General features: G+C 52.1%; 10 protein-coding genes, 4 tRNA genes, 1 other annotated feature and 1 other gene. Of the genes, 11 read left to right on the top strand and 4 right to left on the bottom strand.

Features of this window, described 5'->3' with window-relative positions; all coding sequences use genetic code 11:
• Window positions 1-2 precede the first annotated feature (2 nt).
• The 11 genes from wecE (at window position 3) to aslB (ending at window position 9,049) form a co-directional block, all read left to right on the top strand.
• The gene (wecE, locus tag SF3865) at window positions 3-1,133 is read left to right on the top strand and encodes a TDP-4-oxo-6-deoxy-D-glucose transaminase (protein ID NP_709595.1); all 1,131 of its coding nucleotides are present in this window, start codon (window positions 3-5) and stop codon (window positions 1,131-1,133) included.
• A gap of 1 nt (window position 1,134) precedes the next feature.
• Window positions 1,135-2,385, top strand: coding sequence for an O-antigen translocase (gene wzxE / locus SF3866; RefSeq protein ID NP_709596.1), 1,251 nt, complete (start codon window positions 1,135-1,137; stop codon window positions 2,383-2,385).
• Window positions 2,382-3,461 carry a 4-alpha-L-fucosyltransferase gene (gene yifM, locus SF3867; protein NP_709597.1) on the top strand — a complete coding sequence of 360 codons (1,080 nt, stop codon included), beginning with the start codon at window positions 2,382-2,384 and terminating at the stop codon, window positions 3,459-3,461. Before wzxE ends, yifM begins: the two co-directional genes overlap by 4 nt.
• A complete protein-coding gene (gene wecF, locus SF3868; RefSeq protein NP_709598.1) occupies window positions 3,458-4,810 on the top strand; it encodes a common antigen polymerase in 1,353 nt (450 codons plus the stop codon). Before yifM ends, wecF begins: the two co-directional genes overlap by 4 nt.
• Before the next feature lie 2 nt (window positions 4,811-4,812).
• The gene (gene wecG / locus SF3869; RefSeq protein NP_709599.1) at window positions 4,813-5,553 is read left to right on the top strand and encodes a UDP-N-acetyl-D-mannosaminuronic acid transferase; all 741 of its coding nucleotides are present in this window, start codon (window positions 4,813-4,815) and stop codon (window positions 5,551-5,553) included.
• Between the two features lie 190 nt (window positions 5,554-5,743).
• Window positions 5,744-7,128, top strand: an annotated gene (locus tag SF3870).
• A gap of 102 nt (window positions 7,129-7,230) precedes the next feature.
• A tRNA-Arg gene (locus SF4525) sits at window positions 7,231-7,307 on the top strand.
• A gap of 58 nt (window positions 7,308-7,365) precedes the next feature.
• Window positions 7,366-7,441 (top strand) — tRNA-His (locus SF4526).
• Between the two features lie 20 nt (window positions 7,442-7,461).
• Window positions 7,462-7,548: transfer RNA gene (locus SF4527), tRNA-Leu, on the top strand.
• A gap of 42 nt (window positions 7,549-7,590) precedes the next feature.
• A tRNA-Pro gene (locus SF4528) sits at window positions 7,591-7,667 on the top strand.
• 146 nt (window positions 7,668-7,813) lie between these two features.
• Window positions 7,814-9,049, top strand: coding sequence for an arylsulfatase (aslB, locus tag SF3871; RefSeq protein NP_709601.2), 1,236 nt, complete (start codon window positions 7,814-7,816; stop codon window positions 9,047-9,049).
• 158 nt (window positions 9,050-9,207) lie between these two features.
• Window positions 9,208-10,538 (bottom strand) — a mobile genetic element.
• Here aslB and SF3872 read toward each other — a convergent pair.
• The 4 genes from SF3872 to hemX all read right to left on the bottom strand — a co-directional run bounded on the left by SF3872 (window position 9,219) and on the right by hemX (window position 13,725).
• The gene (locus tag SF3872) at window positions 9,219-10,124 is read right to left on the bottom strand and encodes an IS2 transposase TnpB (RefSeq protein NP_709602.1); all 906 of its coding nucleotides are present in this window, start codon (window positions 10,122-10,124) and stop codon (window positions 9,219-9,221) included. It overlaps the preceding feature by 906 nt.
• Window positions 10,082-10,492 (bottom strand): IS2 repressor TnpA, encoded by a 411-nt coding sequence (locus tag SF3873; RefSeq protein NP_709603.3) that lies wholly within the window; start codon window positions 10,490-10,492, stop codon window positions 10,082-10,084. (Lies within the feature at window positions 9,208-10,538.) Before SF3873 ends, SF3872 begins: the two co-directional genes overlap by 43 nt.
• Window positions 10,539-11,308: 770 nt before the next feature.
• Window positions 11,309-12,505 carry a protoheme IX biogenesis protein gene (hemY, locus tag SF3874; RefSeq protein ID NP_709604.1) on the bottom strand — a complete coding sequence of 399 codons (1,197 nt, stop codon included), beginning with the start codon at window positions 12,503-12,505 and terminating at the stop codon, window positions 11,309-11,311.
• A gap of 2 nt (window positions 12,506-12,507) precedes the next feature.
• Window positions 12,508-13,725 carry a uroporphyrinogen III C-methyltransferase gene (gene hemX / locus SF3875; RefSeq protein NP_709605.1) on the bottom strand — a complete coding sequence of 406 codons (1,218 nt, stop codon included), beginning with the start codon at window positions 13,723-13,725 and terminating at the stop codon, window positions 12,508-12,510.
• Between the last annotated feature and the right edge of the window lie 13 nt (window positions 13,726-13,738).

Genomic DNA, 13,738 nt, shown 5'->3' on the forward strand with positions numbered 1-13,738 from the left:
ACATGATTCCATTTAACGCACCGCCGGTGGTGGGAACCGAACTCGACTATATGCAGTCGGCAATGGGTAGCGGCAAACTGTGTGGCGATGGCGGTTTTACCCGTCGCTGCCAGCAGTGGCTGGAGCAACGTTTTGGCAGCGCCAAAGTGTTACTGACGCCGTCCTGCACCGCTTCGCTGGAGATGGCGGCGCTGCTGCTCGATATCCAGCCTGGCGATGAAGTGATCATGCCGAGCTACACCTTTGTCTCCACCGCCAATGCCTTTGTGCTGCGTGGCGCGAAAATCGTCTTTGTGGATGTTCGCCCGGACACCATGAACATCGACGAAACGTTGATTGAAGCAGCGATCACCGACAAAACGCGCGTTATCGTGCCGGTCCATTACGCGGGTGTGGCCTGCGAAATGGACACCATTATGGCGTTGGCGAAAAAGCATAATTTGTTTGTGGTGGAAGATGCCGCTCAGGGCGTGATGTCCACTTACAAAGGGCGTGCACTGGGAACCATTGGTCATATTGGCTGCTTTAGCTTCCATGAAACCAAAAACTACACGGCGGGTGGTGAAGGCGGCGCGACGCTGATTAACGATAAAGCGTTAATCGAACGAGCCGAGATCATCCGTGAAAAGGGCACTAACCGCAGCCAGTTCTTCCGTGGTCAGGTCGATAAATATACCTGGCGCGATATTGGCTCCAGCTATTTGATGTCCGATCTGCAAGCTGCGTACCTGTGGGCGCAACTGGAAGCAGCGGATCGTATCAACCAGCAACGTCTGGCGCTGTGGCAAAACTACTACGATACGTTAGCGCCTCTGGCGAAAGCCGGGCGTATCGAGCTGCCGTCGATTCCCGATGGCTGCGTGCAGAACGCGCATATGTTCTACATTAAACTGCGGGATATTGATGACCGGAGCGCGTTGATTAACTTTCTGAAAGAAGCGGAAATCATGGCGGTGTTTCATTACATTCCGCTGCACGGTTGCCCTGCGGGGGAACACTTTGGTGAGTTCCACGGTGAAGATCGCTACACCACCAAAGAGAGCGAGCGCCTGCTGCGCCTGCCGCTGTTCTACAACCTGTCGCCCGTCAATCAGCGTACGGTAATTGCGACTTTGTTGAACTACTTCTCCTGATATGTCGTTGGCAAAAGCGTCCTTGTGGACGGCGGCCAGTACACTGGTCAAGATTGGTGCCGGGTTACTGGTCGGTAAGTTGCTGGCGGTGTCATTTGGTCCGGCGGGGCTTGGGCTGGCGGCAAATTTCCGCCAGTTGATTACCGTGCTCGGCGTGCTTGCCGGGGCTGGCATCTTTAACGGTGTAACCAAATACGTTGCCCAGTACCATGATAATCCGCAACAGCTGCGCCGCGTGGTCGGCACTTCATCAGCGATGGTACTTGGTTTCTCTACGCTGATGGCGCTGGTTTTTGTGCTGGCAGCTGCGCCAATCAGCCAGGGATTGTTTGGTAATACCGACTATCAGGGGCTGGTGCGTTTAGTGGCGCTGGTGCAAATGGGGATCGCCTGGGGCAACCTGTTACTGGCGCTGATGAAAGGCTTTCGCGATGCCGCAGGTAATGCGTTATCGCTGATTGTCGGCAGCTTGATTGGCGTTCTCGCGTACTACGTCAGTTACCGTTTGGGCGGTTATGAAGGGGCGTTGCTGGGTCTGGCGCTGATTCCCGCGCTGGTGGTAATTCCTGCCGCCATCATGTTGATTAAACGTGGTGTCATCCCGTTAAGCTATCTGAAACCCAGCTGGGATAACGGTCTGGCAGGGCAGTTGAGCAAATTTACGCTCATGGCGTTGATTACGTCGGTGACCTTGCCTGTTGCTTACATCATGATGCGTAAACTGCTGGCGGCGCAGTATAGCTGGGATGAAGTGGGGATCTGGCAAGGGGTGAGCAGTATTTCCGATGCCTACCTGCAATTTATTACGGCATCGTTCAGCGTATATTTGCTGCCCACGTTGTCGCGGCTAACGGAAAAGCGCGATATCACCCGGGAAGTGGTTAAATCGCTGAAATTCGTCTTACCGGCAGTGGCGGCAGCGAGTTTTACCGTCTGGTTGCTGCGTGATTTTGCTATCTGGTTGCTGTTGTCGAATAAATTTACCGCTATGCGCGATCTCTTTGCCTGGCAGTTAGTGGGTGATGTGTTAAAAGTGGGCGCTTATGTCTTTGGTTATCTGGTGATCGCCAAAGCGTCACTGCGGTTTTATATTCTGGCGGAAGTCAGCCAGTTCACTTTATTGATGGTATTTGCCCACTGGCTAATCCCTGCGCATGGTGCACTGGGCGCGGCGCAGGCATATATGGCAACTTATATCGTCTATTTTTCTCTTTGTTGTGGCGTGTTTTTACTCTGGCGTAGGCGGGCATGACTGTACTGATTCACGTACTGGGATCGGATATCCCTCACCATAACCGAACCGTTTTGCGGTTTTTCAATGACGCGCTGGCCGCGACGAGCGAGCACGCGCGCGAGTTTATGGTTGTTGGCAAGGACGACGGCTTAAGTGATAGCTGTCCGGCGCTTTCTGTGCAATTTTTCCCTGGGAAAAAATCGCTGGCGGAAGCGGTCATCGCGAAAGCAAAAGCTAACCGTCAGCAGCGATTTTTTTTCCACGGTCAGTTCAATCCCACACTGTGGCTGGCTCTGCTGAGTGGTGGCATTAAGCCCAGCCAGTTTTTCTGGCATATCTGGGGGGCAGACCTGTATGAGCTTTCCAGTGGCTTGAGATATAAGCTTTTTTACCCACTACGTCGCCTGGCGCAAAAGCGAGTCGGCTGTGTATTTGCCACCCGCGGCGATTTGAGCTTTTTTGCCAAAACACACCCAAAGGTGCGGGGAGAACTGCTGTACTTCCCGACGCGGATGGACCCTTCTCTCAATACGATGGCGAACGATCGGCAACGTGAAGGAAAAATGACCATTCTGGTGGGGAACTCCGGCGACCGCAGCAATGAGCATGTCGCCGCTTTACGTGCCGTTCATCAGCAATTTGGCGATACGGTAAAAGTGGTGGTGCCGATGGGATATCCGCCTAATAACGAAGCGTACATTGAGGAAGTTCGTCAGGCGGGGCTGGAGTTATTCAGCGAAGAAAATCTGCAAATTTTGAGCGAAAAACTGGAATTTGACGCCTATCTGGCGCTACTTCGTCAGTGCGATCTTGGTTACTTTATTTTTGCCCGCCAGCAGGGCATTGGTACGCTTTGCTTACTGATTCAGGCGGGCATTCCTTGTGTGCTTAACAGGGAAAATCCGTTCTGGCAGGATATGACGGAACAGCATTTGCCAGTGCTGTTTACTACCGACGATCTCAACGAGGATATTGTGCGTGAAGCGCAGCGCCAGTTGGCGTCGGCGGATAAAAACACCATTGCCTTCTTTAGCCCTAACTATCTACAAGGCTGGCAGCGGGCGTTGGCGATTGCCGCCGGGGAGGTCGCATGAGTCTGCTGCAATTCAGTGGCCTGTTTGTGGTCTGGCTGCTCTGCACGCTGTTTATTGCCACGCTGACCTGGTTTGAGTTTCGCCGTGTGCGCTTTAACTTCAATGTCTTCTTTTCATTGCTGTTTTTGCTCACCTTTTTCTTCGGCTTCCCGCTGACCAGCGTGCTGGTATTTCGCTTTGATGTTGGTGTCGCGCCGCCAGAAATCTTGTTGCAGGTGTTGCTTTCTGCGGGCTGCTTCTACGCGGTTTACTATGTCACCTACAAAACCCGCCTACGCAAACGCGTTGCTGATGTACCGCGCCGTCCGCTGTTTACCATGAACCGCGTGGAGACCAATCTTACGTGGGTGATCCTGATGGGTATCGCGCTGGTAAGCGTCGGCATCTTCTTCATGCACAACGGCTTTTTGCTGTTCCGGCTTAACTCCTACAGTCAGATCTTTTCCAGTGAAGTCTCCGGCGTGGCGTTAAAACGCTTCTTTTACTTTTTCATCCCGGCGATGCTGGTGGTCTACTTTCTGCGCCAGGACAGCAAAGCGTGGCTGTTTTTCCTCGTCAGCACGGTCGCCTTTGGCTTGCTGACTTATATGATTGTCGGCGGCACTCGCGCCAATATCATCATCGCATTCGCTATCTTCCTGTTTATTGGCATTATTCGCGGCTGGATTTCGTTGTGGATGCTGGCGGCGGCGGGCGTGCTGGGGATTGTTGGCATGTTCTGGCTGGCGTTAAAACGCTATGGAATGAATGTGAGCGGCGATGAAGCGTTCTATACGTTTCTCTATCTCACTCGCGACACCTTTTCACCGTGGGAGAATCTGGCGTTGCTGTTGCAGAACTACGACAACATCGACTTCCAGGGCCTGGCTCCAATTGTCCGCGATTTCTATGTCTTTATCCCTTCCTGGCTGTGGCCGGGGCGCCCGAGTATGGTGCTGAACTCAGCCAATTACTTTACCTGGGAAGTACTGAATAACCACTCCGGACTGGCGATCTCGCCTACGCTTATAGGCTCACTGGTGGTGATGGGCGGCGCGTTGTTCATCCCACTCGGGGCGATTGTGGTTGGACTGATCATCAAATGGTTCGACTGGCTGTATGAGCTGGGCAACCGCGAGACTAATCGCTATAAGGCTGCGATATTGCACAGTTTCTGCTTTGGGGCGATCTTCAATATGATCGTGCTGGCACGTGAAGGGCTGGATTCGTTTGTCTCACGCGTAGTCTTTTTTATCGTGGTCTTCGGCGCATGTCTGATGATCGCAAAACTGTTGTACTGGCTTTTTGAAAGCGCCGGACTCATTCATAAACGTACAAAATCATCGCTCCGGACGCAGGTTGAAGGATAACAATGAATAACAACACCACGGCACCGACCTATACGCTGCGTGGCTTACAGTTGATTGGTTGGCGTGATATGCAGCATGCCCTCGATTATCTGTTTGCTGACGGGCAGCTTAAGCAGGGAACGCTGGTTGCCATTAATGCCGAAAAAATGCTGACCATTGAAGATAACGCCGAGGTCAGGGAGTTAATTAACGCTGCCGAATTTAAATATGCGGATGGCATCAGCATTGTACGTTCAGTACGTAAAAAGTACCCGCAGGCGCAGGTTTCCCGCGTTGCCGGTGCCGATCTCTGGGAAGAGCTGATGGCGCGCGCAGGCAAAGAAGGGACGCCGGTATTTCTTGTGGGCGGTAAACCTGAAGTGCTGGCGCAAACTGAAGCTAAACTGCGCAACCAATGGAATGTGAATATCGTTGGCAGTCAGGATGGTTATTTTAAACCCGAGCAGCGTCAGGCGCTGTTTGAACGCATTCATGCCAGCGGAGCGCAAATCGTCACCGTTGCGATGGGATCGCCAAAGCAGGAGATCTTCATGCGCGACTGCCGTCTGGTGCATCCAGATGCGCTGTATATGGGCGTTGGCGGGACTTACGATGTTTTCACCGGTCACGTAAAACGCGCACCGAAAATCTGGCAAACGCTGGGACTGGAGTGGCTCTACCGCCTGCTTTCGCAGCCGAGCCGCATTAAGCGTCAGCTTCGTTTGCTGCGTTATTTACGCTGGCACTACACCGGCAACCTCTGATTTTCCTCTCTTTGTAAAGCGACGGAGTGGTCACTTCGTCGCCTGTCTGCTTTTTTATTACACAAAGCATTCAAATTTTTAATGCTTTATTTGCCATTTCTCCTGAATTACGAAAACATTCGCAACACTCGATGTACCCATAACGATAACCGGTAACACCGGAAAGCATGCAAACACAACACGAGGATTTATGGCAGATAACAAACCAGAGCTACAGCGTGGGCTGGAAGCTCGACATATCGAACTCATCGCCCTGGGGGGCACCATTGGCGTCGGCCTGTTTATGGGGGCCGCCAGTACCCTGAAATGGGCCGGGCCATCCGTATTGTTGGCCTATATCATCGCCGGGCTGTTCGTTTTTTTCATCATGCGTTCAATGGGCGAAATGTTGTTCCTCGAACCGGTTACCGGTTCGTTCGCCGTTTATGCGCATCGTTATATGAGCCCGTTTTTTGGCTATCTCACCGCCTGGTCTTACTGGTTTATGTGGATGACGGTGGGGATCTCAGAAATCACCGCCATTGGCGTTTATGTCCAGTTTTGGTCCCCGGAGATGGCGCAGTGGATACCCGCATTGATCGCGGTGGCGCTGGTGGCGTTGGCGAATCTGGCGGCGGTACGGTTGTACGGCGAAATCGAGTTCTGGTTCGCGATGATCAAAGTCACCACGATTATCGTGATGATTGTCATTGGCCTGGGCGTGATTTTCTTTGGCTTTGGCAATGGCGGGCAGTCGATTGGTTTTAGCAATCTCACAGAGCATGGCGGTTTCTTTGCGGGTGGCTGGAAAGGGTTCCTGACCGCTCTGTGTATTGTGGTGGCGTCCTACCAGGGCGTGGAGCTGATTGGCATTACTGCCGGTGAAGCGAAGAATCCGCAGGTGACGCTGCGCAGTGCCGTAGGCAAAGTGCTGTGGCGGATCCTGATTTTCTACGTAGGCGCGATTTTCGTTATCGTCACCATCTTCCCGTGGAATGAAATTGGCAGCAACGGCAGCCCGTTCGTACTGACTTTTGCCAAAATCGGTATTACCGCAGCGGCGGGCATTATCAACTTTGTGGTGCTGACGGCTGCGCTCTCTGGCTGTAACAGCGGCATGTACAGTTGCGGACGTATGCTCTACGCACTGGCGAAAAACCGTCAGTTACCGGCGGCAATGGCAAAAGTTTCCCGTCACGGCGTACCGGTTGCGGGTGTGGCAGTATCTATTGCTATTCTGCTAATTGGCTCATGCCTGAACTACATCATTCCCAATCCGCAGCGTGTGTTTGTCTACGTCTACAGTGCCAGCGTGCTTCCGGGGATGGTGCCATGGTTTGTGATATTGATAAGCCAGCTGCGTTTTCGGCGTGCACATAAAGCGGCGATTGCCAGCCATCCGTTCCGCTCAATCCTGTTCCCGTGGGCCAACTACGTAACAATGGCATTCCTGATTGCGTTTTGATCGGCATGTACTTTAATGAAGATACGCGTATGTCGCTGTTTGTCGGCATCATCTTTATGCTGGCGGTGACGGCGATTTATAAAGTTTTTGGGCTTAATCGCCACGGTAAAGCGCATAAACTGGAGGAATAAGCAGCAAAACGCACAAACCGTAACCAAACGAGCAATTTATTTAAAAAGGGACTAGACAGAGGGGTGGGAAGTCCGTATTATCCACCCCCGCAACGGCGCTAAGCGCCCGTAGCTCAGCTGGATAGAGCGCTGCCCTCCGGAGGCAGAGGTCTCAGGTTCGAATCCTGTCGGGCGCGCCATTTAGTCCCAGCGCTTGAGCTGCGGTGGTAGTAATACCGCGTAACAAGATTTGTAGTGGTGGCTATAGCTCAGTTGGTAGAGCCCTGGATTGTGATTCCAGTTGTCGTGGGTTCGAATCCCATTAGCCACCCCATTATTAGAAGTTGTGACAATGCGAAGGTGGCGGAATTGGTAGACGCGCTAGCTTCAGGTGTTAGTGTCCTTACGGACGTGGGGGTTCAAGTCCCCCCCCTCGCACCACGACTTTAAAGAATTGAACTAAAAATTCAAAAAGCAGTATTTCGGCGAGTAGCGCAGCTTGGTAGCGCAACTGGTTTGGGACCAGTGGGTCGGAGGTTCGAATCCTCTCTCGCCGACCAATTTTGAACCCCGCTTCGGCGGGGTTTTTTGTTTTCTGTGCATTTCGTCACCCTCCCTTCGCAATAAACGCCCGTAATAACTCATTGCCCCACGGTATGATTTCGCCCTTAACGTATTGAAGGATGACTTCAGGCAAGGAGCGACCATGCTGCAACAGGTTCCAACGCGTGCTTTTCATGTGATAGCGAAACCGAGCGGTTCCGATTGTAATCTGAACTGTGACTACTGTTTTTATCTCGAAAAACAATCCCTTTACCGCGAAAAGCCAGTCACGCATATGGACGATGACACGCTGGAAGCGTATATCCGTCACTATATCGCCGCCAGCGAACTGCAAAACGAAGTGGCTTTTACCTGGCAGGGCGGCGAACCAACGCTACTCGGGCTGGAGTTTTACCGCCGTGCCGTGGCGCTACAGGCGAAATATGGTGCTGGCAGGAAGATAAGTAACAGTTTCCAGACTAACGGCGTGCTGCTCGATGACGAATGGTGTGCATTTCTGGCAGAAAATAATTTTCTTGTTGGGTTATCGCTGGATGGTCCGGCTGAGATCCACAATCAATATCGCGTGACCAAAGGCGGCAGACCCACGCATAAACTGGTGATGCGTGCCCTGACGCTCCTGCAAAAACATCATGTCGACTATAACGTGCTGGTCTGCGTCAACCGCACCAGCGCGCAGCAACCGTTACAGGTTTATGATTTTTTGTGCGATGCGGGAGTCGAATTCATCCAGTTTATTCCGGTGGTCGAGCGCCTGGCTGATGAAACAGCTGTCCGCGATGGACTGAAACTACATGCGCCTGGTGATATTCAGGGGGAACTGACGGAATGGTCTGTGCGCCCCGATGAATTTGGTGAATTTCTGGTGGCGATTTTTGACCACTGGATCAAACGCGACGTCGGCAAGATTTTCGTGATGAATATCGAATGGGCGTTTGCCAATTTTGTCGGTGCGCCGGGTGCGGTTTGCCATCATCAGCCAACCTGTGGGCGCTCGGTGATTGTTGAGCACAACGGCGACGTTTACGCCTGCGATCACTATGTTTATCCGCAATATCGGCTGGGGAATATGCATCAGCAAACAATTGCAGAAATGATCGATTCCCCGCAACAGCAGGTGTTTGGTGAAGATAAATTTAAGCAATTACCGGCGCAGTGTCGCAGTTGTAACGTGTTAAAAGCATGTTGGGGAGGCTGCCCGAAACACCGCTTCATGCTCGATGCCAGCGGCAAACCGGGGCTGAATTATTTGTGTGCCGGGTATCAGCGTTATTTCCGCCATCTACCGCCATATCTTAAAGCAATGGCTGATTTGCTGGCGCACGGTCGCCCGGCCAGTGACATTATGCAGGCACATTTGATGGTGGTGAATAAGTAAAAAAGCGGCCATTTGGAAGCCGCCTGCGGTTGATTGCCGGATGCGGCGTAAACGCCTTATCCGGCCTACATGATCGTGCAAATTCAATAAATTGCAGCGTTCTGTGGATACTGGTTTGGGTGATCGTATCCGGCAAAGCCTTTACGTGCGGTGGCAGTTGGATTTGCCCCTATATTTCCAGACATCTGTTATCACTTAACCCATTACAAGCCCGCTGCCGCAGATATTCCCGTGGCGAGCGATAACCCAGCGCACTATGCGGATGCCATTCGTTATAATGCTCGAACGCCTCTGCAAGGTTCTTTGCTGCCGTTAACCCGTCTGGTTTGGGCATGATACTGATGTAGTCACGCTTTATCGTTTTCACGAAGCTCTCTGCTATTCCGTTACTCTCCGGACTCCGCACCGCCGTGTTCTTCGGTTCAAGTCCCAACATCCGGGCGAACTGGCGTGTTTCATTAGCCCGGTAGCATGAACCATTATCCGTCAGCCACTCCACTGAAGACGACGGAAGATCGTTGCCGAAGCGGCGTTCCACCGCTCCCAGCATGACGTCCTGTACTGTTTCACTGTTGAAGCCGCCGGTAGTCACCGCCCAGTGCAGTACCTCACGATCACAGCAGTCCAGCGCGAACGTGACACGCAGTCTCTCTCCGTTATCACAGCAGAACTCGAACCCGTCAGAGCACCATCGCTGATTGCTTTCTTTCACGGCCACTCTGCCTGTATGTGCCCGTTTCGATGGCGGTACAGCAGGTTTTCGCTCAAGCAACAGCGCATTCTGGCGCATGAGCCGGTAAACACGTTTGGCATTGATCGCAGGCATACCATCAAGTTCTGCCTGTCTGCGAAGCAGCGCCCATACCCGACGATAACCATACGTGGGCAGCTCTCCGATAACATGGTGTATACGGAGAAGCACATCCGTATCATCAGTGTGACGACTGCGGCGGCCATCCATCCAGTCATCGGTTCGTCTGAGAATGACGTGCAACTGCGCACGCGACACCCGGAGACAACGGCTGACTAAGCTTACTCCCCATCCCCGGGCAATAAGGGCGCGTGCGCTATCCACTTTTTTGCCCGTCCATATTCAACGGCTTCTTTGAGGAGTTCATTTTCCATCGTTTTCTTGCCGAGCAGGCGCTGGAGTTCTTTAATCTGCTTCATGGCGGCAGCAAGTTCAGAGGCAGGAACAACCTGTTCTCCGGCGGCCACAGCAGTAAGACTTCCTTCCTGGTATTGCTTACGCCAGAGAAATAACTGGCTGGCTGCTACACCATGTTGCCGGGCAACGAGGGAGACCGTCATCCCCGGTTCAAAGCTCTGCTGAACAATTGCGATCTTTTCCTGTGTGGTACGCCGTCTGCGTTTCTCCGGCCCTAAGACATCAATCATCTGTTCTCCAATGACTAGTCTAAAAACTAGTATTAAGACTATCACTTATTTAAGTGATACTGGTTGTCTGGAGATTCAGGGGGCCAGTCTAGCAGTTGACGGGGTATCTGCTGCGCTGGCCATGAGAGGAAGAGCGGCGGCGACAGCAACAACAAGACGTTTGGGTGAAAACGAAAATTCCATGCAAAATGCTCCGGTTTCATGTCATCAAAATGATGACGTAATTAAGCATTGATAATTGAGATCCCTCTCCCTGACAGGATGATTACATAAATAATAGTGACAAAAATAAATTATTTATTTATCCAGAAAATGAATTGGAAAATCAGGAGAGCGTTTTCAATCCTACCTCTGGCGCAGTTGATATGTAAGGCAGGTTTATTATATCGCGTTGATTATTGATGCTGTTTTTAGTTTTAACGGCAATTAATATATGTGTTATTAATTGAATGAATTTTATCATTCATAATAAGTATGTGTAGGATCAAGCTCAGGTTAAATATTCACTCAGGAAGTTATTACTCAGGAAGCAAAGAGGATTACAGAATTATCTCATAACAAGTGTTAAGGGATGTTATTTCCCGATTCTCTGTGGCATAATAAACGAGTAGATGCTCATTCCATCTCTTATGTTCGCCTTAGTGCCTCATAAACTCCGGAATGACGCAGAGCCGTTTACGGTGCTTATCGTCCACTGACAGATGTCGCTTATGCCTCATCAGACACCATGGACACAACGTTGAGTGAAGCACCCACTTGTTGTCATACAGACCTGTTTTAACGCCTGCTCCGTAATAAGAGCAGGCGTTTTTTTATGCATCAGAAAGGTCCCGGAGGTGCTTTCCTCCGGGTGAGAAGGAACTACTGTGGCGGGTTATTCTGCAACGTTAACATCAAACCGTCGCGACGCATCGCTGCAGCTTCTTCCGGCTTGTGCAGTCTGTCCAGCGCGTCGGCAAGCCATGCGTAATCGTAGGCGTCCGGACGTTGTTTCAGCGCCGCGCGGAAGGCGAGCGATGCTTCCTGCCATTCACCGTGCTTCATCAGTGACTGACCCAATGTGCTCCACAACAGCGGGCGATCACCGACGTTTTTGATTTGCTGGCGTAGCACTTTTTCCAGCTGTTCCGGGTTATTGGTTTTCAGACGCGGGATCGGCAGCAGTAGGCGATCGTCATACTGGCGTTTCAGGCCGTCGATGATAATTTGCTGGGCAGTATCATGATCGTCACATTCAATAAGATGTTCCGCCATTGCCACCTGCAACGCTACCTGATGACGCGTTTTCCGGCTTTGGTTTTTCCACCAGTTACGCAAACCTTCACTACCGTTATCGGCACGCGCCTGATCCATCAGGCCAATCCATGCCTGTTGTTCCAGCATTGCACGATGTTCTTCATCACCAACATGGGCTTTCGCCATTGATGGGATGATATCCAGCAGAGAACTCCATGCCCCTGTGCGGATATACGCCTGTTCCGCCAGACGTAATACTTCAGGATGGCGTGGCGTAACTTCCAGCAGCTTATCCACGCCGTGGCGTGCAGCATGGTTTTCATTACGGGCCAGTTGCAGACGTACACGGGTGATTTCTACCGGAATGGTGTCATTGCCGGCCAGCTCCGCTGCGCGTTCCAGATGTTGGTTGGCGCGTGCTTCATCACCACGTTGTTGCGCGGCTTCGGCAGCCAGTAGATAGTTCACCACCGGTTGTTCAGCGTGATCGGCATTTTTCGCCATCAGCTTTTCAACTTGCTGATAATCACCTTCCGCCAGTTTCAGCAGCGCCTGTTCGGTCTGCTTACGCGCACGGCGACGCTTACGTCCGACAAACCATCCACGGGTGTGCGCGCCAGTGCGGAAGATCCGCCGCAGTAGCCACTCAATGGCAAACAGCACTACCATCGCCAGAATCAATATGATCGCCAGGCCCGTGACGCTGGTTTCGATATTGTAGTTGTCGGTCTGGATCAGCACATAACCCTGATGACCGGCAATCATCGGGCCAACCACTATCCCCGCAATCAGCAAAACAAAGAGTAATAACACTTTTAGCATGGTTATTCTCCTTGCGGCGCGGCTGCCGGAGTATCACCTTGCGGTGCAGGTGCAGGTGCAGGTGCAGGTGCAGGTGCAGGTGCAGGTGCAGGTTTAGCTTCCGTTGTCCCCGCTGCCGGTTGTGCCAGCAGGTTACGCACGCGAGTCTGCATCAGTTTTTCCAGCATCGCCTGGCTTTGCAGGGTTTCCGGAAGATCCATCGAGATATTTTGCTGGCTTAACTGGTCCACCTCGTCGAGGAACGCTTTGGTGGTGGCATCATCAGTATCGTAGTAAGCACGTACCCAGGTGGAGACGTTCTCCAGCGCCTGGCGATAAGTCTCTTCCTGATGACGCGGTACAGCTTGTGCTGCGACCAGCAGGCGAGAGCGAATATTTTCGCGCAGATAGATATCCTGATTTGGCGCTAACAGCGGTACGGCGGTGTCATCACGACGGCGAATCGTAATGAAGTTGTCCATAAAGTTCTGCCAGCTTTTTTGCAGATTGATACGCCATTCGCTGATGGAACTGGAAAGCTCTTCACCGTCTGAATCCATCGGCGAACCATCGCTGTCATTATCGGCCAGACGCAGGTTATCTACCTGATTTGAAAGCTGATTAAGCTTAAGGATGATGCCGTCATAATCCACCTGCGATACTGCAGAAAGGCTGGCGATATCATCGGTAATTGCCCGACGAACGGTAATCAGACTCGGGTCATTCATATCCGCCAGGCTGGCGTCTGCACTTTTCAGCAACGCTGCAGAGGTCGTGACGTCCTGATCGCTCCACAGCTTCCGTCCGGCGAGTTTCACCAGAAAATCGGCCTGAGCCAGCAGCCAGGTTTTAGCATCGCTGCCGGAAATGGTGGCGATCTTTTGTTGGACTTCATCCAACTGTTTTGCCAGCGTTTCTTGCTGACGATTCGCCTGCTTAAGCTGCGCAGCTTGTTGCTTAATAATGCCTTCCAGCTCGGCTTTTTGGCTCTCCTGGGCTTTTTGCAATGCCGTCAGTTGGTTAGCCAGGGCATCGCTGGTGGCGGTCTGATTGACGGCCTGTTGTTTACCCCAGCCATACAAACCGACACCCGCCGCCAGAGCAATAGCGATAGCCACCGCGCTGAGAATCAATGCAGTATTGTTCTTACTCTTTTTTTCTGTTGCGACAGGTTGTGACGTGGTGTCCACGGCCTCCCTGGTCTCTTCAACCACGGCGGAGGTTTTTTCTTGTTCCGTCATTATGGCTTCCTGT

It is taken from the genome of Shigella flexneri 2a str. 301 (genome assembly GCF_000006925.2).
GTDB lineage: Bacteria > Pseudomonadota > Gammaproteobacteria > Enterobacterales > Enterobacteriaceae > ECMA0423.

Bases quoted from the DNA above. Each gene is read 5' to 3' on its own strand.
- wecE (NP_709595.1), top strand. From the start codon at position 3: ATGATTCCATTTAACGCACCGCCGGTGGTGGGAACCGAACTCGACTAT.
- yifM (NP_709597.1), top strand. From the start codon at position 2,382: ATGACTGTACTGATTCACGTACTGGGATCGGATATCCCTCACCATAAC.
- wzxE (NP_709596.1), top strand. From the start codon at position 1,135: ATGTCGTTGGCAAAAGCGTCCTTGTGGACGGCGGCCAGTACACTGGTC.
- hemX (NP_709605.1), bottom strand. From the start codon at position 13,725: ATGACGGAACAAGAAAAAACCTCCGCCGTGGTTGAAGAGACCAGGGAG.
- wecG (NP_709599.1), top strand. From the start codon at position 4,813: ATGAATAACAACACCACGGCACCGACCTATACGCTGCGTGGCTTACAG.
- aslB (NP_709601.2), top strand. From the start codon at position 7,814: ATGCTGCAACAGGTTCCAACGCGTGCTTTTCATGTGATAGCGAAACCG.
- wecF (NP_709598.1), top strand. From the start codon at position 3,458: ATGAGTCTGCTGCAATTCAGTGGCCTGTTTGTGGTCTGGCTGCTCTGC.
- hemY (NP_709604.1), bottom strand. From the start codon at position 12,505: ATGCTAAAAGTGTTATTACTCTTTGTTTTGCTGATTGCGGGGATAGTG.